The sequence below is a fragment of the Mycobacterium sp. NGS50 genome (genome assembly GCF_059812545.1).
Genome location: NZ_JCALCW010000002.1, coordinates 89,071 through 109,475, shown reverse-complemented (window position 1 = coordinate 109,475; position 20,405 = coordinate 89,071). Strand labels below are relative to the sequence as shown.

33 protein-coding genes are annotated in these 20,405 nt (G+C 62.8%); 21 read left to right on the top strand and 12 right to left on the bottom strand.

The window, feature by feature from the left end:
* The first annotated feature begins 202 nt into the window (after nt 1–202).
* Nucleotides 203–865: a GntR family transcriptional regulator gene (locus AC5Y36_RS02425; protein ID WP_500039263.1), complete on the top strand. Its 663-nt coding sequence runs from the start codon at nt 203–205 to the stop codon at nt 863–865.
* A 73-nt stretch (nt 866–938) separates the two neighbouring features.
* Nucleotides 939–1,562, top strand: coding sequence for a hypothetical protein (locus tag AC5Y36_RS02420; protein ID WP_500039262.1), 624 nt, complete (start codon nt 939–941; stop codon nt 1,560–1,562).
* Between the two features lie 308 nt (nt 1,563–1,870).
* On the opposite strand, the gene AC5Y36_RS02415 is transcribed toward AC5Y36_RS02420, so the two are convergent.
* From AC5Y36_RS02415 to AC5Y36_RS02385, 7 genes are all read right to left on the bottom strand, one after another.
* Entirely contained in the window at nt 1,871–2,200 is a 330-nt protein-coding gene (locus tag AC5Y36_RS02415) for a hypothetical protein (protein ID WP_500039261.1), read from the bottom strand.
* Complete coding sequence (locus AC5Y36_RS02410; protein WP_500039260.1) at nt 2,197–2,517, bottom strand: hypothetical protein; 321 nt, start codon at nt 2,515–2,517, stop codon at nt 2,197–2,199. The genes AC5Y36_RS02415 and AC5Y36_RS02410 overlap by 4 nt, the downstream gene beginning before the upstream one ends.
* 216 nt (nt 2,518–2,733) lie before the next feature.
* Complete coding sequence (locus AC5Y36_RS02405; RefSeq protein ID WP_500039259.1) at nt 2,734–2,913, bottom strand: hypothetical protein; 180 nt, start codon at nt 2,911–2,913, stop codon at nt 2,734–2,736.
* Between the two features lie 14 nt (nt 2,914–2,927).
* Entirely contained in the window at nt 2,928–3,380 is a 453-nt protein-coding gene (locus AC5Y36_RS02400; protein ID WP_500039258.1) for a DUF7446 family protein, read from the bottom strand.
* 224 nt (nt 3,381–3,604) lie between these two features.
* A complete protein-coding gene (locus AC5Y36_RS02395; RefSeq protein ID WP_500039257.1) occupies nt 3,605–3,766 on the bottom strand; it encodes a hypothetical protein in 162 nt (53 codons plus the stop codon).
* Nucleotides 3,767–3,789: 23 nt separating this feature from the next.
* Nucleotides 3,790–4,011: a hypothetical protein gene (locus tag AC5Y36_RS02390; protein WP_500039256.1), complete on the bottom strand. Its 222-nt coding sequence runs from the start codon at nt 4,009–4,011 to the stop codon at nt 3,790–3,792.
* A gap of 2 nt (nt 4,012–4,013) precedes the next feature.
* Nucleotides 4,014–4,697, bottom strand: coding sequence for a nucleotidyltransferase domain-containing protein (locus AC5Y36_RS02385; RefSeq protein ID WP_500039255.1), 684 nt, complete (start codon nt 4,695–4,697; stop codon nt 4,014–4,016).
* A 505-nt stretch (nt 4,698–5,202) separates the two neighbouring features.
* Here AC5Y36_RS02385 and AC5Y36_RS02380 point away from each other — a divergent pair.
* The 10 genes from AC5Y36_RS02380 (at nt 5,203) to AC5Y36_RS02335 (ending at nt 10,239) form a co-directional block, all read left to right on the top strand.
* On the top strand, nt 5,203–5,376 hold the full coding sequence (locus AC5Y36_RS02380) for a hypothetical protein (protein ID WP_500039254.1): 174 nt from the start codon (nt 5,203–5,205) through the stop codon (nt 5,374–5,376).
* Between the two features lie 314 nt (nt 5,377–5,690).
* Nucleotides 5,691–5,972 carry a hypothetical protein gene (locus AC5Y36_RS02375; RefSeq protein ID WP_500039253.1) on the top strand — a complete coding sequence of 94 codons (282 nt, stop codon included), beginning with the start codon at nt 5,691–5,693 and terminating at the stop codon, nt 5,970–5,972.
* 44 nt (nt 5,973–6,016) lie between these two features.
* Entirely contained in the window at nt 6,017–6,364 is a 348-nt protein-coding gene (locus tag AC5Y36_RS02370) for a hypothetical protein (protein ID WP_500039252.1), read from the top strand.
* Nucleotides 6,365–7,103: 739 nt separating this feature from the next.
* Nucleotides 7,104–7,574: a hypothetical protein gene (locus tag AC5Y36_RS02365; RefSeq protein WP_500039251.1), complete on the top strand. Its 471-nt coding sequence runs from the start codon at nt 7,104–7,106 to the stop codon at nt 7,572–7,574.
* 18 nt (nt 7,575–7,592) lie between these two features.
* Nucleotides 7,593–7,913, top strand: a complete 321-nt coding sequence (locus AC5Y36_RS02360) for a DUF4031 domain-containing protein (protein WP_500039250.1) — start codon at nt 7,593–7,595, stop codon at nt 7,911–7,913.
* A 193-nt stretch (nt 7,914–8,106) separates the two neighbouring features.
* Nucleotides 8,107–8,343, top strand: coding sequence for a hypothetical protein (locus AC5Y36_RS02355; RefSeq protein ID WP_500039249.1), 237 nt, complete (start codon nt 8,107–8,109; stop codon nt 8,341–8,343).
* A gap of 11 nt (nt 8,344–8,354) precedes the next feature.
* A complete protein-coding gene (locus AC5Y36_RS02350) occupies nt 8,355–8,573 on the top strand; it encodes a hypothetical protein (RefSeq protein ID WP_500039248.1) in 219 nt (72 codons plus the stop codon).
* Between the two features lie 81 nt (nt 8,574–8,654).
* The gene (locus AC5Y36_RS02345; RefSeq protein ID WP_500039247.1) at nt 8,655–8,861 is read left to right on the top strand and encodes a hypothetical protein; all 207 of its coding nucleotides are present in this window, start codon (nt 8,655–8,657) and stop codon (nt 8,859–8,861) included.
* Between the two features lie 857 nt (nt 8,862–9,718).
* Entirely contained in the window at nt 9,719–9,901 is a 183-nt protein-coding gene (locus tag AC5Y36_RS02340) for a hypothetical protein (protein WP_500039246.1), read from the top strand.
* The gene (locus tag AC5Y36_RS02335; protein WP_500039245.1) at nt 9,898–10,239 is read left to right on the top strand and encodes a hypothetical protein; all 342 of its coding nucleotides are present in this window, start codon (nt 9,898–9,900) and stop codon (nt 10,237–10,239) included. The genes AC5Y36_RS02340 and AC5Y36_RS02335 overlap by 4 nt, the downstream gene beginning before the upstream one ends.
* A 321-nt stretch (nt 10,240–10,560) precedes the next feature.
* Here the strand turns inward: AC5Y36_RS02335 and AC5Y36_RS02330 are convergent, their stop codons facing one another.
* The gene (locus AC5Y36_RS02330) at nt 10,561–10,998 is read right to left on the bottom strand and encodes a hypothetical protein (protein WP_500039244.1); all 438 of its coding nucleotides are present in this window, start codon (nt 10,996–10,998) and stop codon (nt 10,561–10,563) included.
* Between the two features lie 104 nt (nt 10,999–11,102).
* On the opposite strand from AC5Y36_RS02330, the gene AC5Y36_RS02325 reads away from it, so the two are divergent.
* From AC5Y36_RS02325 to AC5Y36_RS02300, 6 genes are read left to right on the top strand one after another with little or no spacing between them, the layout of a single operon-like run.
* Nucleotides 11,103–11,918, top strand: a complete 816-nt coding sequence (locus tag AC5Y36_RS02325; protein WP_500039243.1) for a hypothetical protein — start codon at nt 11,103–11,105, stop codon at nt 11,916–11,918.
* Between the two features lie 16 nt (nt 11,919–11,934).
* On the top strand, nt 11,935–12,387 hold the full coding sequence (locus AC5Y36_RS02320; protein ID WP_500039242.1) for a hypothetical protein: 453 nt from the start codon (nt 11,935–11,937) through the stop codon (nt 12,385–12,387).
* A 37-nt stretch (nt 12,388–12,424) separates the two neighbouring features.
* Nucleotides 12,425–12,628, top strand: a complete 204-nt coding sequence (locus AC5Y36_RS02315) for a hypothetical protein (protein WP_500039241.1) — start codon at nt 12,425–12,427, stop codon at nt 12,626–12,628.
* A gap of 43 nt (nt 12,629–12,671) precedes the next feature.
* A complete protein-coding gene (locus AC5Y36_RS02310; RefSeq protein WP_500039240.1) occupies nt 12,672–12,872 on the top strand; it encodes a hypothetical protein in 201 nt (66 codons plus the stop codon).
* 24 nt (nt 12,873–12,896) lie between these two features.
* Entirely contained in the window at nt 12,897–13,295 is a 399-nt protein-coding gene (locus tag AC5Y36_RS02305; RefSeq protein ID WP_500039239.1) for a hypothetical protein, read from the top strand.
* Nucleotides 13,296–13,330: 35 nt separating this feature from the next.
* Nucleotides 13,331–13,750, top strand: coding sequence for an RNA polymerase subunit sigma-70 (locus AC5Y36_RS02300; protein ID WP_500039238.1), 420 nt, complete (start codon nt 13,331–13,333; stop codon nt 13,748–13,750).
* Between the two features lie 71 nt (nt 13,751–13,821).
* Here AC5Y36_RS02300 and AC5Y36_RS02295 read toward each other — a convergent pair whose 3' ends face one another.
* The 3 genes from AC5Y36_RS02295 to AC5Y36_RS02285 form a co-directional block, all read right to left on the bottom strand.
* Nucleotides 13,822–13,947, bottom strand: coding sequence for a hypothetical protein (locus tag AC5Y36_RS02295; RefSeq protein ID WP_500039237.1), 126 nt, complete (start codon nt 13,945–13,947; stop codon nt 13,822–13,824).
* Between the two features lie 391 nt (nt 13,948–14,338).
* Nucleotides 14,339–14,629, bottom strand: coding sequence for a DUF6247 family protein (locus tag AC5Y36_RS02290; protein ID WP_500039236.1), 291 nt, complete (start codon nt 14,627–14,629; stop codon nt 14,339–14,341).
* A gap of 8 nt (nt 14,630–14,637) precedes the next feature.
* Nucleotides 14,638–17,169 (bottom strand): hypothetical protein, encoded by a 2,532-nt coding sequence (locus AC5Y36_RS02285; RefSeq protein ID WP_500039235.1) that lies wholly within the window; start codon nt 17,167–17,169, stop codon nt 14,638–14,640.
* A gap of 150 nt (nt 17,170–17,319) precedes the next feature.
* Between AC5Y36_RS02285 and AC5Y36_RS02280 the strand changes: the two genes are divergently transcribed.
* Nucleotides 17,320–18,081 carry a chymotrypsin family serine protease gene (locus AC5Y36_RS02280; RefSeq protein ID WP_500039234.1) on the top strand — a complete coding sequence of 254 codons (762 nt, stop codon included), beginning with the start codon at nt 17,320–17,322 and terminating at the stop codon, nt 18,079–18,081.
* Nucleotides 18,082–18,701: 620 nt separating this feature from the next.
* Here AC5Y36_RS02280 and AC5Y36_RS02275 read toward each other — a convergent pair.
* Nucleotides 18,702–18,989 carry a hypothetical protein gene (locus tag AC5Y36_RS02275; protein ID WP_500039233.1) on the bottom strand — a complete coding sequence of 96 codons (288 nt, stop codon included), beginning with the start codon at nt 18,987–18,989 and terminating at the stop codon, nt 18,702–18,704.
* A gap of 81 nt (nt 18,990–19,070) precedes the next feature.
* Between AC5Y36_RS02275 and AC5Y36_RS02270 the strand changes: the two genes are divergently transcribed.
* Both AC5Y36_RS02270 and AC5Y36_RS02265 read left to right on the top strand, forming a co-directional pair.
* The gene (locus tag AC5Y36_RS02270; protein WP_500039232.1) at nt 19,071–19,349 is read left to right on the top strand and encodes a hypothetical protein; all 279 of its coding nucleotides are present in this window, start codon (nt 19,071–19,073) and stop codon (nt 19,347–19,349) included.
* A gap of 354 nt (nt 19,350–19,703) precedes the next feature.
* On the top strand, nt 19,704–20,369 hold the full coding sequence (locus AC5Y36_RS02265; RefSeq protein WP_500039231.1) for a vWA domain-containing protein: 666 nt from the start codon (nt 19,704–19,706) through the stop codon (nt 20,367–20,369).
* Nucleotides 20,370–20,405 lie beyond the last annotated feature (36 nt).

Below are 20,405 nucleotides of genomic sequence, written 5' to 3'. Positions count from 1 at the left end.
ACCGGGTACATCGGCGGGGTAGACCGAAAAGGTTCCGACCCGCCGGCGGGACCGTGGTTGAGAGCACGAGGCTCAGGCCGCGTACGTCTTCGACGCCATCGCATGCACAGGTCTTCGCTGGGATTATCGCCGCGCTGAAAAAACAGGCCTCAAGGAAGCCGAGGTTCGTTGGAAAGGCGGTATCGGAACGCAGAATCTGGCAATGGACACACGCGTTGGGGTGCGGCAATCTCGGCGGGGTCGCTGCGGCCCAGACCCCACTACCCACCAGGCCGACGCGACCGGACACCACTTCACGGCCAACACTTCACGCAGCTCGCGGAACGAACTACTACTCGGGTGCATCGACCGATCCTGCGCCCGCCCGGTATTCCGGCAGATCGCTGAAGTATTACGAGAAGCGATCAACGTGGGCCAGTTCGCCACCGAAAGCCCGCTCCCATCCGAGTCGGCACTGATCGCCCACTTCGGAGTGGCGCGCATGACCGTGCGCCAGGCGCTACAGCTTCTTCGGGAGGAGGGCGTAGTGCGACCTGTACAAGGAAAGGGGGTCTTCGTCCGCAGCCAAAACCCAGCCACCGCTCACGATGCACCCTCCTGGCCAAACGGGGTACCACGAGCCTGGCTACTGCCAACCGGAGTACCGCCGCTCATCCACACACCCTGCCTAGCAGTCGAAACGAACATCGGAACCTTCATCGCCCAAACCTGCGAAGAACGCCGCACCTACCCGTTAGGCCAGTTGCCTCCAAACGCACAGCCCTTGATCCCCGGCCGAGTCACCAACCAGGTGGCCGCGGCGCCAGTACACGCACCTCGACAACAGCACACAACCGAGCCCTACGCGCGTAACCCTGCGCCTTGAGTAGAGATCGCCCGCCGCGCAACCGTTGACGCACCGCGACGCCCGCACCTCCGACCAGTTAGGACACCTTCCCATGACCTGGCAAACATCCGCTGACGCCCTCTACACCAAAGCGATCACAACAATCCGCGCCTCCCGAACAGACTCAAAAACACTGGCAGCGCTGTCCCCGCTCGAGCTACGCGCATGCGCTCTCACCGCGCAACTCAGCCGCCGAGCATCCAGAGACAAAGACCTCGACCAGATAGGTCCCCAGGCGCTACACCTACTGATCCGATTCGGCGACTACAACATCGGGGCACACCGAGTCGTGTTCCCGGACAAAAACGTTGTCTACAAGCTCGCCTTCGGCAGCGAAGGCGACCTCGTGAACGACATCGAAGTCCGCGGCGCAATCCCCGCCCCCGTAGCCCGGTGCTCTTGGGCCCAAATCGACGGCATCCAGGTCATTGAGATGGAGCGCGTCGATGTCGTCGACGCCCGCAAGTTGTCAGACGACGAACTACGAGAAGCACCGTGGTGGGCCGACGTCGACCAGTGGGTGATCGGCAAGACTCCCGCCGGACGATTCGTGGTGTTCGACGCCGGCCAGTTCGGCCGCTTCAACCGTGACCTGTTGTCCGCAGCACAGTTCGAGCGCTACCGCCGAGTGTCGACCACGCACGGCGACGACGGCACGATCAACCAGCCCAACTGAACTCCGGTCCAGCCAGCGACACGGGAGACCCCTACCCGAGCGTATAGATAAGCCGTGCATCCGATGGCGGTTCGAATGGTCATGCGAGCCATTCCGAGATGGGACATCAACCCCGCTTCGGACGGAAACCGATCCCCAGGGCCGTACCCACCGCTCGCGAACCTAGGCCTGCAGCTGATCAGCGATCTGCCTAAAGAGCGGTCAACCGCCGTATTCGGATTGGAGGCACTCGACGCGCTCCTCGCACGGCTCGGTGAGGCAGTCATCAATAGATCTGTCGCAATACTGGCACATCACACACCTGATGTTCATTCGGTAGCAGTCCCGGCGAACCGCTGGAATATGCCGGCCCGTTCGACCTCAATCACCGCCTCGTGGCGCGCCTGCTTGGCGGCAAGCAGCGAGAGTTCGGCCAGTTGGGCCAGCAGCCCGTCGGCCACCTCCTGAGTCAACACGGCGGGATTGAGATCGAGGACCACTTCGACCGCTCCTGCTGCACCAAAGTCGAACAGCAGCCGCTCGACGCTGCGTTGTTCACTGGCCATAAGCTGCAACGCAGCAACGATCGGCGCAGGATTCCACTCGGCGGGTAGCGGATCACCGGTCCGCGTCGGCCCGTTCCCTCGATCGACCGTCACTGCGCACCCACCTTCTTGTCGAATCCAGGTGGATCTCCGGCGCCATCCCACACCGACGCCGCTGCCATCGCCGCGAGGTGCGCTCCCTGCATAGATCGTGGCGCACCGGTCTGGTCAACGCCATGCCCGAAGTAGCAGTACCCGCGCGAATAGGTAACGGGGTGATCCACGCATCCGGGTGTCCTTGGAGAGAGGACCACCCGGTAGTTGAAGAACATCTTCAGGACGTCGACGCAAGCGGACCCGTCCGGCAGCACCTTCACGCACCACCCGCCGTCGATGATCCGCGGCTCCTCGGCCAAGGAAGGCAACGTCATCGGAATCTCCTGTTGAGGTGCGCTTTCTCGACATCAATGTAGCGTTGAGATTGGAGCAGGTCAGTCGTTCTGCGTAGTCGCTGCGATGGTGAACCCGGGCGCGTCAGTGAGTCCAGCACTGCTCAACCGGGTCCCACCACTGATCGCGGTCGTTGTTCCATTCCGGGGCGAAATCGCCAACTACAGTATTGAACTCGCTAGAGGTGTCGCCCCCGGTCATTGGAGGTAACCGTTCGCGACACAGCGGCCCAGCGCACAGATCGCCTTCACCACAGCCTGAAGCCCGACCCAAAACAACTCGGGGCTGATGAGAGCAACCGCCGCTGCGGCGAGCAGGACCACCCACGCAAAGATTCCCGCCGCCTGCCGCAGTCGCACCGGGACGTGATCCTCCACCTGGACTCCCATCGTCACTGGTCGCGCTGCTCGTACCCGACAATCATGCCGCCCGGGTGCAGACCGTACCGGGACCCGTCCGCGTGTTGCCGCCCGATTTTCACCACCTCGATCTGATAGACGATCCCGTCCTCGTAGTCGACCTCCAGCGCCCCGTTGAACGCGTTGATGACGAACTCTGCGACGGATCGAACCGCCTCATCGGTCGCATCCTCTGGCTCACCGGCCAAGGCGTCTCCCGCCTCGTTGAGTTGCCCGACAACAACCCGTTCCGACGCACCGTTGAACTGAACACCGAACCGTCTTGCTTCCCAGTTCCGTTGCCATATTGACCTCCTTCTGTCAGGCAGAAAGGCGACGTTCGTCGAATGCCGCCGGCATACGACACATCTGAATCGGTCGGAAAACACGATGGGTGTCCGCACGAACTCGACAGTAGGTCCACACCCGCCCCAGCTGCGTCGCATCGATATACGAGACGCCCCCGGCCTCCCGGCACGCCATCCACGGATACTCGAAGTGCCACCACGAAAATCCAGCAACCGCCGGCAGCGGCCCATCTCGCAGCACCTGAGGGAAGTCGAGAATCTCGCCGGACCGGCACCCGTAACGCCCCACAGGATCAGCCACTCCGTTGTAGTTGGGCGCGTCAAGGATGACCACCTCGACCGCGGAATCGCCACGGGCACGGCTACTTGTTGTAACCGATACCGAGTGATTCATGCACGATCGTGTCGATCGCATCTGGAATCGACGAGTAAGGGATTGCCTGTACCAGCAACTCCAACTGAGCGTCCGTAAGCGTCACGCCCGCCCATTCTTCGACCTGCTGACGCGAAATAATCTCCAACATCGACTGAGATTCCTCCTTTTCGACTACTGGACTTCGGCATGAGTCGCGCCGTTGGCGTAGCGGGCAGCCCGTGTACAGCTGGCGCCGACAATCTCGATCTGCGGCACATCCTCCACAGCGCCACCGGTCGGGGCTATGGAAGCGACTTCAAACGGACCGCCGCGTATCTCGCGGCGACGGCCGTCCGGCCACACCAGAGCCGTGATCACATCACCGGAGATCAGATCGATAATCGGCTTGTCCACGGTCAGATCCCCAACCGAGGTGTTGCGTCAGCTCGGCCCGCCGATGCTCGCAGCTGTGCCTTGAGCCACGCCCGCTTGCCGGCCACGGTCAGTCCCTGCGCGGCCACGTTCTGCAGCAGGGGCTCGCCGGCGGCGGCCGCGCTACGCAGATCGCCTTCGGTGTATTCCACGACGTGGGCATCGTTTCCTGTCCACGCGGTCACCGATCGGGCGAGTTCCACCACCTGCTCCTCCCACACGTCTGAATCATCGTGGCGGTCATCCGATGGTTGCGGTTGAGACCGCTGCACCAGGAACAGGTCGATGTCGCTGCTGAGGGTCATCCGACCGGTGGCTGCGGACCCGAACACCGCGGCGTACACGGGTGGCTCACGCCACTGCATGAGCATCTCTTGAATGCCCCCGAGGAAGGTGATAGTGATTCGCTGCAACGCCAGGATCGGTTCGGCTGCAAGGTGTTCAGTGTTGATTCGGTAGATGTGGGTTCTGCCGACCTGGCCGTGCAGGACGATACCCTGGGCGGTCAGCCGCGTGAGGACCTTGCGGATGCCTTCGCCGGATGCCGAACCCACGATGCGCTGAATCTGGCTGATGGTGAACGTCTCTGTGGGGGCGCCGGCCAGCACGGCGAGCACATCGCCGTCCAGAGTGGGCGTAACCGTGGCGAATGGCCGGCTCAGCTGCATTTTCACCTCCCTGTGACCAACAATAGTTGGAATAACGCATCTATAGTTGGATTTCGGATGATGTCCGGCGACACAGCTCTGGCGTGAGGACACCTCAGCCTGGGCTGCCGCAGCACCCAAGCACCTCGGCGACTAACCCCGGTACGCCGTAGTCCGGCAGCATCTCCAGCCCGGCCACGACGCCTGAGGCATCGTCACCAACTCGTCGATGACCACCGCATCGGCTTCACGGACCCGCGGAACCCGCCGCTAGTTGTCGACGGTGTCAAGGGGACATCCAAGGCGGCCCGCGTGGCGGTACCGGAGAACGGTCCCGTAGGACAACCGCGCCGCCGCGCAGACCCACGTACGACCCAACCGAAGGAAAAACACCGCGACGCAGGCGCACCATCGGCCCAATGAGACAGACGCGGCGGCATGATGGTCGGAAAGACCACGTTTGCGGGCCGAGTTGCCAGGCCGGACGCAATTTAGTCCGCGAAACGCGCAAGCCGAGGAGACTGAGATGAACGTGATCCGCCGCGGGAGCGCTCTTCGCACCCCGACTGTCGGAGCTGTCGTCGGACACGAAGACGACGAGCGCGTATGGGTGGTCTGGGGCGATGCAGCATTCGCTCCCGCCGACCACCTTGATGAGTCCCGGGTCGAGCAGCTCAACGAGCTGGTCCCGGTCCGGTGAAGGTAGGCGGTAGAGAAATGAATGTTCACACCACGCAATCCCGGGTCGTAAGCAACTCGAGTACCCGGCATGATTACGGAACGGTAGTTGCTATCAACGGCAACCGGGTAATGGTCATGTGGGACCACCTGCCCTCTGGCGATCCGAACACCGGTGGACGTGCCCACTGGCACCTGGCGCACACCATTGATCCGGTCTAGACCGCGATAGGTAGGAACACCCATCCAACAGAGGAGATGATGTTGACTAGCCAAAAGCGGGAAGGTCGGCAGCAAATCTTGCCGGAGAATCGAGAGCCCTCAAAGGTTAGCGACATGGCCGTCGGCGAGGTCGCCTACACCGTGAAATGGGGTATGTGGGGTGATTCGGAGCGACGCTGCTGGCTCCATCCCCACTACACCGTGCAAACGTCTCCGTTCGGAACTGCGAACATGCGCATCGAGCGGCGCGACGATGGGCATCACGTCTGGGCGCCGGCTGGCGCCACTTGGCAACCAGTGAGCAAACCGGGCTATGCGAGCCCCCCGGATACCGCCTACATCCCCGTGGTCGAAGTCCACGACCTACACGACGCCAACCAGAGCGCGGATTCCTAAGTCCGTCCGCTAAAGGTACTACCAACCAGGGCAAGGAGTCTCATGTGAGTGAAGCACAAGACATGCGTCAACGCTATGCCCTCTTTTGTCGGCTGGAGTCAGCCGCGGCGGCCATCGATCCCTACGAACTCAACGTCGATGAGCTAAAAGCGATTGCCGACGCGATTGATACGGGCGCGAGTGCGGCGCCTGAACCAAGTGGGCCGGACCCAATGAACGTCGTACGGCTTTCGGCACATCGTAACTCGCCTAGTTGGGAGCAGGTCTGGTCAGTGTTCGTTGATGGTATTCGGCGTGAACGGGCGCGGGTCGGCCAGCTGTTGGGGATCGAGTCGACCGCTCCGCTGCCGAGTGATATTCCATCCATCGGGAGAACAGCGGATTTCGACTAGTCCGCGGAAGGTAATCCACGATGGATTAAGCGCAGAGGGAGATTCGAAGCTATGGACCTAGTATCTTGGCGTTTTCCGCTCAAGCCAAGGGTGAAAGCGCGCGCCGCTAACAGGGCAGCCGCTCGGCGGCTGGGCGGAGACTGCCCGATTAAGGGGATAGCCGACACTGATCGGTCGGCTATCTATTTCGACGTGACGGCAGAATCCCGGCACAGTCGCGAGCTCTTAACGAATTTTCTAGCCGCAGGCTACCCCGCCGGCCGCCGACGGCTCCAGATTGATATCAACCGCCGCACGTCTGATGGTCTAACACCAGCGAGCTTCCGTGGTTCGTCTCCCTGTGTCGGAGAACGCGTCAGCGTCTTCGAGCCGGAGGACCACGTCCGTGCACACGCGGTTGTCGAGAGCATCGTGCATCACCACCGGCTGGTATTTCTGCGGGTCGATTGGGAGTCGGTGTGTGATGACGAAGGGCCGGTATCCATGGTCATCAGCGGACAGCCCGGCTACGGAAAGGCAGTCCGGTGAAGGTACAACCACATCGCTTGGGTGATGGACGCTCCCCGAACTCTTCTGCTCCACAGGATAAACGCATGTCCCAGGCGATCCGCGAGATTCGTGAGCTGATTCGGCCATGGGGCGATGGCGACCATGCCCGGTTGATCCACGCCGTCCTGGACCGCAACGGCGTCTAGTTGTCCACCGACGGTATGCAGAATCGAAAACTAAGGAGATAGCGATGCCAGAGTCTGATAAGAGCCGCGGGCTCTACGGCAAGTATCGCGTCGAGCGGGTCGACGGCAAGGACAAAGGTCCGCATTTCGTTCTGGGGTACGCAACCGACCAGCACGCCCGTGTTGCATTGCGAGCGTACGCGGAGTCGTGCCGGGAAGACTACCCAGCGCTCGCCGCGGACCTCGACGCCGAACTGTCCAAGTACGCGCCGCCCGCGCACACGAACGACGGCGCGGTTCGGCGTTTGGCCGATGACAAAGAGCGTGAGTTCGTAGCAACGCTAGATCCGAGGCTTGACCTGTTCTTGAACTACCTGGCGGATGAATATAAGTTCCCGCTCACCGTCGAGGCCAGGCTGTCGGTATACCATTTTTTCGTCGAAGAATTGAACAACAACCCATCATCACGATATCTCATCGCGGAAGCCCTCACCGCCGCCGCCAACCGCCTAACCGCCGACAGAGCTGTCCGGTAATCGGAGGGAGAGGGTGCGATGACGGTGTACGTCGACGACATGCGTTTGCCCGCCCGTGTGGGGCGGATCGAGGCACGGTGGTCGCACCTGATGGCTGATACCGACGAGGAGCTGCACGCCTTCGCGACCGGCATCGGGCTACGTCGCAGTTGGGCGCAGTACCCCGGTACCTGGAAGTCGCACTACGACGTCACCGACAGCAAGCGAGCTCAGGCGATCCGCGCCGGCGCGGTCGCCATCGTCGCCGGCGGCCCGGAGTCGATCGCGCTGACTCGACGCAAGCGCCAGCAACACCCGCCCGCACCGCAACTCAGGTTGCCGCTCAACGAAGGCCAGTAGCCGTAGGAGGTGTAGTGCCCATGGAGAAGCCCATTGCGGAGCTCGCTCGCGGTGATGTGATCACTGGGTTCGCGTTGTCCATACACAACGCGCACGACCAGTAGACGACATCCACCGGACCCGCTCATTGTTAGTATCTGCAACTGAATCAAGGAGATTGAGCGATGAGCATCGTAGTTGGGAGAGGGCAATCATGAGTCTTGAAGAAGCGGCAAAGGCTTGTGCCGATGCGGCCGAAAACAACCTACGAGTGGCCGCAGACATTGCAGATCCACCTCCGGCTACCACGGGATTCCCAAGTGTAGACAATCTGATCGGGCAAGCCCTTCAGAGAGCCCAAGTGCTGTTGGAAGAAGGAGCGGACACGATGGGTGAAGCGGCTGCTGCCCTCACTGCCCAGATATTTCAGAACGAAACAGAGCCGACGTGAGGGGAATGACTATGGATGCGATCAAGGTTGGCGACAAGTGCACGATCTGCAGGCAGGGGCACGGCCTCCCCGCGCGCGTCGGCGTCACCGTTCGTGTCATGGCCCTCGCTGAGGGCTGGGCGATGGTGCGCTACCCGCGGGCCATGCCCTTCGTCGTGTCCGTCAAGGAGCTGGCCAAGGGTGTCCAACAATCAGTCCACCGCCTGATCAAAGGCTCGGATCATCGGTGAAAACTGCCCAGTCCAAGCACTCTTGAGGTAGGTGTGAGAACAAGAGGATTCTTCGCCAGACCACACAAGGTAGGCGAAATCGTGTACATCATCACCGGCGACGAGACCGATGACCACCTGAGCAGCACACGGTGCCGGATCACTGAAGACCACGGCAACTACGAATACAGCTGGGAACTTGCACCAGCCACTGAGGGCGAGGCGTTGCGTGTGATTGAGCAGCTAGAAGCGACCGGAAGACCGCCGATCTGGTCAGTGGCTACCCCGATGGACGAAAACGATCTGTGAACTGCCGGTTCGGGGGAGGCGACTCCCCGGATAACCGGATAAGGCCGGGCTGGGAAACAGGCACACGGGCACGTCGAGTAGGCCGGAAAATAGTTGCTCGAGTTCGAGTCGCCGAGACCTGATGTCGCATCCTTGCGGGAAGATGAGCAGATGACGGCGAAGCCCAGGCCACGGTCGACGACGATACGGGATCAAATCGTCGCTGCATTGAAGGCCGCGTATCCCCGAGCGCTGGTCACCGCCGCCCTGGCAGAGCAACTGCCCCCAGTCGTTGCCAAGATGCACGACGATTGTCGCGGATTCTTCTGCGGCAAACCGATTCCGAATGAACATCACCGAATTCCCGGAGTCGGGGTCGAACTCCTTGAATGCCACAAAAACTGGCACCTTGTTCGCCGCCGCTGTCGCGCCTCTGACATCCACCGCCACCTGGTCGCTCTGGAGCGTGACGGACGAGTAATCCGGGTGAGGCATAACCGATGTCCTCACCGGTCCGAGCCCTGGACAATAGACCCCGACGCCTCGGATCTAGCTGAGATAGCAGCCCTGAACCACACGTGGGGGAGATCCTGATGGCGGATGCTGCACGTGCATGCGAACGCACCAGCAGATGCGTTGGATGCGGATGTCGCTGTGATGGACGCTGCGGACTCTGGTGACATAAGGCTGGGGCTCATCGGCGTGCTTCCCACCTAGGTGTGGCTCGGTCCGCCAGGCGGTCGCCGTGGGGAAATTTGGCCCCCAACACGCCGGAGCGTCCCGGGCGAGCCTGCGTCAACGCGGCACGATTACCGAAGACGCATCGAGCCGCACGGCCGGCCGCGTGAAGGCGAGGGACGACAAGGAAGGACGGCGGTATGGGCTTCAAAGTTGGACAGCAGATCCGTGCACAGTTTCCCCATCGCCCGGATCTTCACGTCGACCTGATCCGCCGCGAGGACGGATGGCATCGGATCGAGGGTGTCGGGCCGCGTGTGCCCTACCTTGATAGCGAAGTGCAGTTGGTCACCTGGACGCCGCTGGACGGAACCGGCCAATGACAATCACCAGCACTGCCGAACAGCTCGCCGAATACAAAGCACAGATCGACAAGAAGTACCAGGTCAGAGAGACGTACGCTGAGGCGATCGCCCGCGTAGATGCGGCGGCGCAAGGCACACCCGTATGGCTGCTAGTGGACCCTAACGGAGTCATCGACGGTTGGCACAGCTACCGCGCCAAGGGCTGGGACAGCATCGACAACGTCTGGCGCCGCTTCGAGCCCCGTAAACGAGACCGCGACGCCCTACAGCGCTCGGGCTGGACCGTCCGTCGTGACGACAAGGCCGGCACCGGCCTCGCGGCGTTCCGCGCATCGAAAGCGGCGGGAGAGCCGTGACCGCACGCGGGCGTCCGACACAATGACTGAGTGGGTGGGGCCGCCCCTCGAATGCGGCAGGTGCGGGCTGGTACCAGTGCTGACGCAGCGCAACGGCGTGCCGCTATGGGCGATTCCAGCGCACACCTACCCGGGCGACAACAGCTGTCCCAACGGCCTACGTCCACTGCCGGGACAACTGCTGGCGATCAATCCGCCAGTCTGGGCCACCTGACGTCAGACGTTATTGACCAGCAGGAGGAATCGATCAATGTGTCCGGAGTGCCTCGGCGAGCTGCTCGACGATGGCAACTACTGCGGCTACTGCGGGTGGAACGCCACCTACCAGCGCGAGCACGCCGTCGAATGCCCGACCGAAATGGCTCTGACCGAGCTCACGATACGGAAAAGAAGGTGAGTGACTACATGACAACAATCCAGCACATCGAGAATCACGGTCCAGACATCGGCAAGTTCGTGCAGATCATCACTGCCGTATGGCCGGGCGCAACCGTATACGCGCCTGGCACTCGGTTTAGAGTGCGCAACGCTGACTGTCTCGGTTACCCGATCCCAAATGCTATGCGGGGTCGGACAGGAACCGTCATCACTGTCGACGGTCCAGTCGTCCTTGGCGGAGACGTTCATCGGCACGCCAACGTCGCGGCGCTGGACACGATTGGACTGCGCGATGTTGTCAGTTTGCTTGGCTTGGAAATCGAAATGATCCACATCGTCAAGTACGACGACGCGACAGACGCCATTGAACGGCTGTCTCATACCTGGATGGAGTCTGAATCCAGTGCACCGCAACCCGACAATGGCTGGCTCCGTGAAAGTCTCGCGTCTGTCCGGCCTAGGCATTAGTCGACGGGCGAGGGGTAATGAAGACCGTGATGTCGAGTGAACCTGTCGTGGGTGGGTGTCCGCCGTGGTGCGATAAGCCGAATGGCCATGGCTGGGAGGACGAGTGGCCCGAGGGGTTCATGCGTGAGCATGTGCATCTGGTTGGCCGCCTCGATCAGTACAACGCGATCCTGGTGCACGAATACGAGACCGCGACAGCCCAGGGCGCAAAACGAATCCGCGAAGTAACCCTCGACGTCGAAGCGCCAACCCAACTCGACGTTACCGCGGCCGGTCAGGCCCTGGCCTTCCTCGCCGAGGCGGTCGCATTGGTCCGCAATCTCACCGATGACACGAGGGGCGGCATCGATAGACAGGATGCATGTGACGAAACGGTGGTAGTCGTCCCGACGAACGACTCCAGCGCGAAGGAGGCCGTCGATCGTGCGATCGCGGCCGGCTACCCGCCAGACTCTCTCGACATGGTCACACGAGCGCGTTATGCGTGCGAGTGGGGCAACGGCGATGCACTGCACCAAGAACTGGCAGACGAGGTCGAGCAGCTGCGAACTGTCGTCCGCCAACACGCGACCAGGGAAGACGGCACGACCGGCGGGACGCAGCCACACACGCGATCGCGCGTTGCTCGAACCATAGCTGCGAACCAATGGGTCGACTACATCGAATCGGCCGACGCCGCGGAGGACAAACTGGTGCTTGTCGACACCGACAAGGGTGCCCGAATTGCCGTAGGACATCAGTCCTGGAGCGCGTGGGTCGAGGCAATCGAGCACTTCGCGGCCGGCCACTGCGACCGTGCCGACTGCTACGGCAGTGACAACACAGACCGTTGAAGAAAAGGGGAAAGCGGTGGCTGAGCAACGTGATCATGTGATACGCGCCGTATTGCCGTGGCGCAGCGTGCAATTAACGGAATGTGGCCGAGAGTTCGACGATGTGGCCTCGGCGATCACCCGCGATCAATTCATTGCCCGGGTGAAGGACTATGGCAAGCAGCGCACCGCGTTCACCGTCTGCATGACCTGCTGGAACACGGTCACGAGTCATCGCCATGACACATGGGACAACGACCCGATAGGAGTCATCGGCCGCGAGGCCGAGCGGTGCGGCGTTTACCGGATCTACGTATCACAGACCCCGGAACGCGACCAACTAACAGCCGAACTACGGGCAATAGAAGCTCTGATTGCCGCACACCGCGACGAGTTCGACCAGTACATCGAGGGCCTTGGAGAGACCACCGACCTAGCCGCCGCCCGGCGCGCACGGGCTCCCGGACAACGAAAACCGCGCCGCGCATAAGGCGAGCACAGAGAACTGAAATCAACAGGAGACCACGATGACAGCGAACAACACCGCCGGGATCGCATCGGTTGAGGACCTGCAGCGCCTTATCGACCCGGAGGTCTGGGCGGCCCGCTACGAAGACCAAACCACAATCGGCCAACAGTGGAGCTGGGAGACCCGCCGCCAGAACTCAACCGCAGCTGCCCGACGCGTACACGCCTTCCTAACCGAACGTCGCGACACCCGCGTCGACTGACACGACAACGACGAACTCTGAACAGACGTAAGGATAGAAACGGATGCGACTCGTCATCGAAATGCTCGAAGAATACCCCGGATACGGCCATATCCATCAAGAGGGCTGCATCCACCGACCCGGCGACCCGGAAGATATCGGAACTGCATCCAACAAAACAGACGCAGTTGAACTCGCCGCTGAGGTCACCGGCTGGGCCGCCACCGACTACTACTTCGCGGACTGCGTAACCCTACCCCGCTAATCCGCTGCAACGAGGAGAACAGCCATGAGCACACAGACAGACAGCACCCGTACCGAGTCCATTCTCGATGCGCACGAGTGCGATTGGATGGGCGACGACGGCAACCAAGGGCGCTGCCGGTGCGGGCTGATGGTCACCACCGAGGATGAGTGGAGGCATCACGCCGAGCGAGCCGTAATCAACGAACTCTGGTCTCCAACCGCCGAAATGATCACCTCCCCAGAAGCTCTCGAACAGCTTCCGGAACGCTCGGTCATCGCGGTGCACCCTGGTACGGAGAACACCGTGTTCCTGCGGATAGTTCTCGGCGACCCCAACCTGAGCGCCTGGTGCAACCTCACGGGCACCTTCCGCTTCACCCCAGGGCTATTGCCGGCCCTCGTCCTAGAACGCGGCCCCCAAACAAGCCCGACCAGAAGCTAACGCGAACTGTCGGTACCTGATCGGAACATCGAGCCATGACCGAGAACTGGCCGGACGACCCGGACGAATGGGCAGACAGGTCCGCAACGGACCCCGCTGAGCTCGACGATGACTTGGAGCGCGCGGTCGATTCGATAGGTGCCGGACGGCTGCTGTTCAGCATCGCCGATGCGCTCGCCAAAGGTATGAAGTCCACGCAGTCGGCCGCTCGTGCCTACCGGGTTCTGCTGGCCCGGATGGAGGGGCAGACCTTCGATCAGATCGCCCAACGGGAAGGCGTCTCTCGCGAACGCATCCGGCAGGTCGTCTATACCGTGCGTCGGATCGTCGTCGCATCACCGAATCTCTTTGATGGTTTCAGCTCACTCGATCAAGCCGCTCGAAACGAAGCCCTCAGCGGGCCTGAGCGTTTCCGCAAATGGAGCTGGCGTAAAGGGTTCAGCAACGTTGAATGAGGCAGCGGTAGGACGGCAACAACCGCCGGTCGACGCTCATGCTGGCCAGAGATGATTCAGGCGTTTGTTGATCATGGCAGGGCGATCCGCAGAGCGTTGCTGATCTCCCGCATCGTCACGGGCGACAGCGGTGGAGATTCAGCAAGCTCATCGTGATAGAGCGGCACGATGTCATCGACCAAGACGTATCCGGCCACGCATTCCGCGACTCATAGCTGGGCACTGCGGGTGTGGCGGTCCCGGGCCTTCCGCCTCTCTGTCCGGACAGGTTCACTATTGAACTCCGCCGCCAGGTCGGCGTAGCTGGCATCAAGCACGTACTCGCGAAGCGATTCTGCCCCGGCTTGCAACAATGCGCGTAGCGCGCTGGCCTCGGACTTGACCTGCGTCCCTCGTTGCTCGCCCGTTGGCTAAGCGCGGTGTCGATATGCGTGTGGACAACGTCGGCGTTCCCGCTGTCGCACAGCAGGTGGGTGTACCGTCGCAACACGTCATCGAATGCCGCGCGAGGCAGATCCAGGATTGCCGCCACGATGTCCGCGGCCGCCGCTGCCAGATCGTCGGGGTCGGTGCTCTCAGCGTTCATGGCTACAGGGTGATCCACTCGCCGGAAGAGGTTCGTGCACGCAGGCCGGTGTAGTCGCCCCGCTCGGCTCGCGTCACGGCGATTCGTTCTTCTGCTGTCGGCGGATGCAGCCGCAGATGAGCCCGGCCCCACCACGTGTTGATTACCGCCTGGACTGGTGTCAGGTCGAAATCGTCGTCGGCCTGCGCCAGAGCGCGCCGGAACTCGGCCTCGAAGTCGACAAGATCATCGGGTGCCACCGCGGCCAGGACGGCACGGATCGAAGGTCCGCTGCATTCCGGCTGCGCACCCATGCGGGTGGTTAGACGGTGATGGGTTCGACGACTGCCATCGCGGATGTCGAATAGTTCGCGTCCGCGTCGCGTCCCTGCCGCAGAGCTTCCAGGCCCTCCAGATACAGGTAGGTGGCCAGGATCGCTGGGTAGTCGGCGTTGCGGCCTCGGCGGTGATCCCACCGTGCCGTCCACAAGATCGCTGCCGCCTGCGCCAACGTGACTTCGTCGTCGTCACCGTCGAATCCCCATGCCTGCCCGAACAACGTCAGCGTTTCTTCGAGTTTATCGGCCGGAATGCGCATCGTCCCAGGGATTGTGGCCCGAGACTGCGTAGCGGCGCTCGCCCGCCCGGTCTGCGCCAACGCCTGCAACACGCTGTGCGGCCGGACGGATTCGGTGACACCGCCCGGTAAACCCGCGATGAGATCGCTGCCTTGGCGTTCGTCGTTGGACACCAAATACACCAACTGCCCAGCCTCCGACTCCTTGGCGTACGCGGCCAATTTGCGGCCCGGCGGGCCCCCACCCCAATCCGCCATGAAACTCCCGGACAGCGGCTGCTGATCCAGCAACTCAACACCCGTCGGGGCCGGCACACTCAACGGCAACAACGACAGCCCATCAGCAGTCGCCATGATGTACCGCAGCACCGGGGCAGGCAACCGCGAATCCTCCGTCACAAACACACCGACCGCGATCGGCGTAGCAGCCCAACCCCGACTCGTGAACACCCGATCGAGACCAGCCAGATGCATATCGGCCGCCTGACGCTCCGGCGTCAACTCCGCGAAGTAATCCGGCTCCACCGCGACACCACCATCAGCCCTGCGGTGCGCGCCACCGGCCACCGCGGCGGCACCGGCCGGCACGGCCGCGGCCGCCAGCAGCGACGCCCCAGGCCCAGACGGCGGCGCAGCGAACACCGGCGACCCGCCGCCCGGCGCGCCGCCCCCACCGCCGGCACCCATGCCTGGCCCCATCATCGGGGCCCCACCTGGATAGGCGCCGAGCGCGCCACCTGTGCCAGTCGACGCGCCACTGCCGGGAGCCGTGGTGGCTCCGCCGGTAGCGGACTGCACCGGGCTATCGCCGGTCGCCGCAGCGGTGTGTGTGGCAACCGATGCCGGATCCGCGCCCTGCTGCGGCGCTTGACTCTGCGTCGCCGGGACATGCTCGTCGGCCGACAACTCCGTCATCGGCGCGCTGACGTGGACCGGCGGGGGAGTGACCGCCGGACTGGCCGGCGACGGCGGCCCCGGGTTGTTGAGGGTCGGGTTCGTGTTAGCCGCGCTGTACGGATCAACCGCGCGTTGCGGGCCGGTGAGCTGGGTGTGGGTGCCCTGCGCCCCGTCTCCGCCCAGCTTCGCTCCGTCGGGGCCCAAACCGTCTTTGTCTCCATCGGGGGCTTTGTGGTCGCCGCCGGCACCGTCATGGTCGTCGTCGCCCTGCGCCTCCAGGAGCTTGTCTAGGTCGTCCTCCGAGATGGGCTGGCCGTCTTTTCCGGCGAGTTTGGAGACGGTGTCACCGACCGTCTTCGCAACGTCGCCGCCGGGGGTTTGGCCTCCTCCCGGCTGGCCACCACCCTGGGGCTGCCCACCCATCGGCATACCGCTCATCGGCATACCGCCCATCGGGGCACCACTACCCGCACCATCACTGGCACCACTGCCCTCACCGCCGCCCATCGAGGACGGGCTGAACGAGGCCGGTGCAGCAGCCGGGGCCGGTGCAGGAGCAGAAGCCGCTGCCGGAGCCCCTGGAGCCCCCGGAGCCCCCGGCGCCGCCGCCGGAGCACCAGGGCCCTCGCTGACCGCAGCGGGCGCCGGAGCCCCCAACGGAACCCCGCCCATCATCCCGCCGGCCGGCGGCGTACCCGGCATCGTGCCCGTCGGCGCACCCTGAGGCAAACCACCGGGCTGTTCCTGGCGGGGCGGTGGTGCTGGTTGTTGGAGGCCGGGTTGCTGCCCGTTCTCGTCGAGCGCGTACCGCTCGTCGATCTCCGGCGTCCCACCAGGCGGATCAGCGATCTCGTCCGGATTCGGATTAGCGAGAGCAACCTCGCCCGCGTCCAGTTTGAATTCCATCGTCGCCAGCAAGGTTGCCACCGTGCCGCGCTTCTCGAGTACATCCGCTGCGTGCCGGGCCTCGATGATCTTGGCCTTTGCGTCGTTAAGCCCCCCAGTCTTAGAGGCCAGCTGCCATTGCTTATGCAGATCAGCGTGCTGCTCAACGGCGGCCTTCATGCCGTTTTTCGCGGCTTCGATCGCACTCGCCATGTTCCGGACCCAGCCAGCGGACTTGGCAAACCCGCTGGCGTGGGCCTGGTGCAGCGACACGTGGATCCCGAGCTGCTCAGCGACCTCATCCAGCGTGGCGCTGGTGGTCTCAGTTGTGGCGTACTGATGGCCCTGACCAGCGTATTTAGCGGCCTTTTGCGCGGTAGCGGCATACACCATCAGCGTGGACGCCACTGTGGAGTACGCGTCCTCGTCCCAGGTCGGCCACGAATCACCGATAATCTCCTCGGCTCCGGCGCCCGTCGGTTTCTCAATCGTCATAATCTGGCCCCCACCAGTGCGTTTATTATCGCCAGGGTCACATTTTGGCGAGTACAGCAATCCTACGTCGACCAAACCCCCTATGCGCTGGAACAACGCGCCATTAGACTGTCTTATCGGAAGGGTCCGACCAGCAGAAAGGAGGACGCCATGAACACGTGGAAGACGCGCGCGGCCATGGCTGCCTCCACGCTGCTCGCCGGCGGCCTACTCCTGGCCACCCCAGCCACCGCATCCCCGCCCCTGCCGTCTTCACCGGCCATCCAGCCCGGAACCGGCCTGGCGGTGTACAACGCTGCCGCCGACGACGGCAGCGCCTGCATCGCGGGCTGGCCGGTCCACACCGACACCGGCGCACCCGGACTGCTTACCGCCGGTCACTGCGACCACGGCGGCAAAGTCTCGATGCTCTGGCGCGTATCTGGTCAGTACGAGACCATTGGCAAATTCCGTGAATCCGTCGTGCCCAACGACCTCGGCGAGACCAACGATATCGGCCTGATCGCGCTCGACACCGTGATACCGACAGACCCGCGTATCGTCGGGATTCGCCCCGTCACGGGCCTTGCCCACGACCTCAAAGTCGGCGATCAGCTATGTAAATTCGGCCTCGCCAGCGGATTGACCTGCGGGCCGATTGAGAGTGTCGGGCCTGATCGGCTGGGTTTCCGTGCCCGGAGCGAGTGTGGCGATTCCGGTTCACCGGTTTACATCCGTAACTCGGATGGAACCGCGACCGCTGTCGGCGTACTCACAGGTCTCGCGGCCGCAAAGCCATGTACGGAACCTTCGGCGAATGGTGACGTCACTGTTGCGACGCTGGTGGCTCCCTACCTCGAGCGCTGGCATCTCAACCTCGATTTCGCCGGCGCCGGGACAGCTCAACCCGTAGGCCACGGCCACGGCCGGTAACGGACCCGGTAAAGCGCGGCCAGGAGGCGCGGCGCTTTACCGGGCAAACCCCCACCGGATTGTCGGCTCCCGCCGCTAGCCTGCAGATCAGGAAGTATGCTCCCCGCGCATGCGGGGATGAACCGTCCGAGATGGCGGCGGCGGTTGAGCAGCACGCTATGTTCCCCGCGCTGGCGGGGATGAACCCATGCCTGAGTCGGTGTAGTGTTGTCAGCGCAGACCCCCCCACACCTGTGGATAAGGGGGTCTAGCTGTTTCCATGTTCCCCGCGCATGCGGGGATGAACCGCTGCGTGATGAACCGTCGATCGGGCAGGTGGCCGCGGTACTCCACGACGGCGTGCACTGGATCATCACGGGCAAGCACGATAGCGCTGGCATGGCGCCCCGCCGGCGAATACTTTCGCATGCCGGCCGCCGCCTTCCCGTGGCGGCGCGATGTGCGGAAGCTGGCTCGCGTCCGGCGCGAGTCTGCGCCTGGCTGTTAGTCCGGCAGTGCTGACTGCCTGATAGTGCTGTTGTGGGACGTCGGCGCGTTTGCCATCTACGAGCGGACTCGTGCTCGTTAGCTTTCGATAACGCAATGAGGTCGAAGTCTTCTGGGCCTCTTTCGAAATGCGCTCACAAGCGGGGGAATCGTGCTTCGCCGATCCAGAGCAGCATCGGCTCGCCGTTATCGTCTTCCTGCCACAGGATTTGAAGGTCGTGGGTCGGATGTTGGACGTCGACGAGCCATACAGGGGGAGGGGACACGGCCGCGGTAATTGATCGCGGCCGTGCTGCGGCCGACTCCGGAGTGGTTTCGATGATGTCGAGGGCGGCATCGAGTGCGGCCGCGATTGGGTCGCCTGCCTCCACGAGGCCGTTGTAGAACTGTCTGGGCTGATCGTTAATCCAGTTCAACGCCACACGCCCATGCTACACGGCGGTGTTGCAGTTACGGCAATGTGGTCGTTGCGGGGATTCCGTGGCAAGGGTAACGTGGGGGACGTGACACAACCCCTACTCGAGGTGGATAGCCGCAGGCGACTCAACCTCAGCAAGGTCGGCCGCCACGACCGCTACACCGTCACTGAACATGCAGACGGCACCATAACGCTCACGCCAGCCATCGTGTTGAGCCCAGCCGAAATGCACTATCTCGCCGACACAGAACTCCAAGAGATCGTCCGCATCGGCCGCAGCAATAGCGGAAAGACCATGCATCTCGATCGCCGGCGACAGGGCGGAGCACCCACCGAAGATAACGGAGGAAGTGCAGGACAGTAAGTCCGCGCTCTTCCCCCGGCGGCTGCGATGAGCCCGAAGCCGCTGCAGCTTGCAGCACTCTGCGATGGTGCGACCGGGAGAAGTCCACGGGGTCGAAATGCTCCAACGAGGCGTTCCCACTCGGCAATTGCGCGCGGAGTGCCCAAATTCCACGATCTGTGATCGTGCGTCGGTGTCATCGATGTGGCAACGCCATCAACCACAACCTGCAGTTCATCTCCGGGAGTCTGGAACCTCAAAACCAACACACTATTACCGGTCCGCTCATAGTCTCACCGTGTGAAGCGTTACCGTTCCCATCGTTAGCCCTTCGGGTGTGTTGGTCGGCGGTCATTGCGTGGTAAGAAGGGGCGTATGGAGCCGCTGGGGAAGATTCTTCCGATCTATTTCGTTGCGGACGAATCGGGTTCGATGGGTCCGTATGTCGATGAGCTGAATCAGGGACTGGTCTCGTTGCATGATGCGTTGCAGCGGGAGTCTTTCGCCGCCGCAATGGTCCGGTTCTCCGTTATCGGCTTTGCGGAGTCAGCACAGACCTACCTTGAACCAGAAGACCTGCGGAATCTGTCGACCATGGTCCCGCTACGGGCTCGGGGCTGGACATCTTATACTGCTGCATTCGATCAGTTAGCGTATCGGGTTTCGGTGGATGTCCCTAACTTGAAGCGGCAGGGGTACATCGTGCACCGCCCAGCGGTGTTCTTCTTGACCGATGGGCTGCCGTATCAGCATGAGGATTGGCGGGCCGCACGGGCAAACCTGCTTGCCCAGCCAGCAGCCCCGAACATCGTTGCGTTCGGGATCGGGGATGCGGATGCCGAGATTGTCCGGGAGGTTGCTACCCAGCCTCATTATGCTTATGTCGCGGCGCGGGGCGTTGATACCGGAACGGCGCTGTCGGAGTTCATCACCTCGTTGACGCAATCAGTGATCAGCTCGGGACAGGCGTTCGCCTCAGGTAACGCGGAACTGCAAGTGGAGAAGCCCGAGGGTTTCACTCTCGCGGTCGACATCGTTTAGCTAAGGTCTCCGTTGATGAGTTGGCGCGATCGGATT

What these genes read in the sequence shown, in the direction of transcription:
- AC5Y36_RS02425 (WP_500039263.1), top strand. Translation starts at nt 203, where the DNA reads ATGGACACACGCGTTGGGGTGCGGCAATCTCGGCGGGGTCGCTGCGGC.
- AC5Y36_RS02420 (WP_500039262.1), top strand. Translation starts at nt 939, where the DNA reads ATGACCTGGCAAACATCCGCTGACGCCCTCTACACCAAAGCGATCACA.
- AC5Y36_RS02410 (WP_500039260.1), bottom strand. Translation starts at nt 2,517, where the DNA reads ATGACGTTGCCTTCCTTGGCCGAGGAGCCGCGGATCATCGACGGCGGG.
- AC5Y36_RS02400 (WP_500039258.1), bottom strand. Translation starts at nt 3,380, where the DNA reads ATGCGACGCAGCTGGGGCGGGTGTGGACCTACTGTCGAGTTCGTGCGG.
- AC5Y36_RS02395 (WP_500039257.1), bottom strand. Translation starts at nt 3,766, where the DNA reads ATGTTGGAGATTATTTCGCGTCAGCAGGTCGAAGAATGGGCGGGCGTG.
- AC5Y36_RS02385 (WP_500039255.1), bottom strand. Translation starts at nt 4,697, where the DNA reads ATGCAGCTGAGCCGGCCATTCGCCACGGTTACGCCCACTCTGGACGGC.
- AC5Y36_RS02380 (WP_500039254.1), top strand. Translation starts at nt 5,203, where the DNA reads ATGAACGTGATCCGCCGCGGGAGCGCTCTTCGCACCCCGACTGTCGGA.
- AC5Y36_RS02375 (WP_500039253.1), top strand. Translation starts at nt 5,691, where the DNA reads ATGGCCGTCGGCGAGGTCGCCTACACCGTGAAATGGGGTATGTGGGGT.
- AC5Y36_RS02365 (WP_500039251.1), top strand. Translation starts at nt 7,104, where the DNA reads ATGCCAGAGTCTGATAAGAGCCGCGGGCTCTACGGCAAGTATCGCGTC.
- AC5Y36_RS02360 (WP_500039250.1), top strand. Translation starts at nt 7,593, where the DNA reads ATGACGGTGTACGTCGACGACATGCGTTTGCCCGCCCGTGTGGGGCGG.
- AC5Y36_RS02355 (WP_500039249.1), top strand. Translation starts at nt 8,107, where the DNA reads ATGAGTCTTGAAGAAGCGGCAAAGGCTTGTGCCGATGCGGCCGAAAAC.
- AC5Y36_RS02350 (WP_500039248.1), top strand. Translation starts at nt 8,355, where the DNA reads ATGGATGCGATCAAGGTTGGCGACAAGTGCACGATCTGCAGGCAGGGG.
- AC5Y36_RS02340 (WP_500039246.1), top strand. Translation starts at nt 9,719, where the DNA reads ATGGGCTTCAAAGTTGGACAGCAGATCCGTGCACAGTTTCCCCATCGC.
- AC5Y36_RS02335 (WP_500039245.1), top strand. Translation starts at nt 9,898, where the DNA reads ATGACAATCACCAGCACTGCCGAACAGCTCGCCGAATACAAAGCACAG.
- AC5Y36_RS02330 (WP_500039244.1), bottom strand. Translation starts at nt 10,998, where the DNA reads ATGAGACAGCCGTTCAATGGCGTCTGTCGCGTCGTCGTACTTGACGAT.
- AC5Y36_RS02325 (WP_500039243.1), top strand. Translation starts at nt 11,103, where the DNA reads ATGAAGACCGTGATGTCGAGTGAACCTGTCGTGGGTGGGTGTCCGCCG.
- AC5Y36_RS02315 (WP_500039241.1), top strand. Translation starts at nt 12,425, where the DNA reads ATGACAGCGAACAACACCGCCGGGATCGCATCGGTTGAGGACCTGCAG.
- AC5Y36_RS02310 (WP_500039240.1), top strand. Translation starts at nt 12,672, where the DNA reads ATGCGACTCGTCATCGAAATGCTCGAAGAATACCCCGGATACGGCCAT.
- AC5Y36_RS02305 (WP_500039239.1), top strand. Translation starts at nt 12,897, where the DNA reads ATGAGCACACAGACAGACAGCACCCGTACCGAGTCCATTCTCGATGCG.
- AC5Y36_RS02300 (WP_500039238.1), top strand. Translation starts at nt 13,331, where the DNA reads ATGACCGAGAACTGGCCGGACGACCCGGACGAATGGGCAGACAGGTCC.
- AC5Y36_RS02290 (WP_500039236.1), bottom strand. Translation starts at nt 14,629, where the DNA reads ATGGGTGCGCAGCCGGAATGCAGCGGACCTTCGATCCGTGCCGTCCTG.
- AC5Y36_RS02285 (WP_500039235.1), bottom strand. Translation starts at nt 17,169, where the DNA reads ATGACGATTGAGAAACCGACGGGCGCCGGAGCCGAGGAGATTATCGGT.
- AC5Y36_RS02280 (WP_500039234.1), top strand. Translation starts at nt 17,320, where the DNA reads ATGAACACGTGGAAGACGCGCGCGGCCATGGCTGCCTCCACGCTGCTC.
- AC5Y36_RS02265 (WP_500039231.1), top strand. Translation starts at nt 19,704, where the DNA reads ATGGAGCCGCTGGGGAAGATTCTTCCGATCTATTTCGTTGCGGACGAA.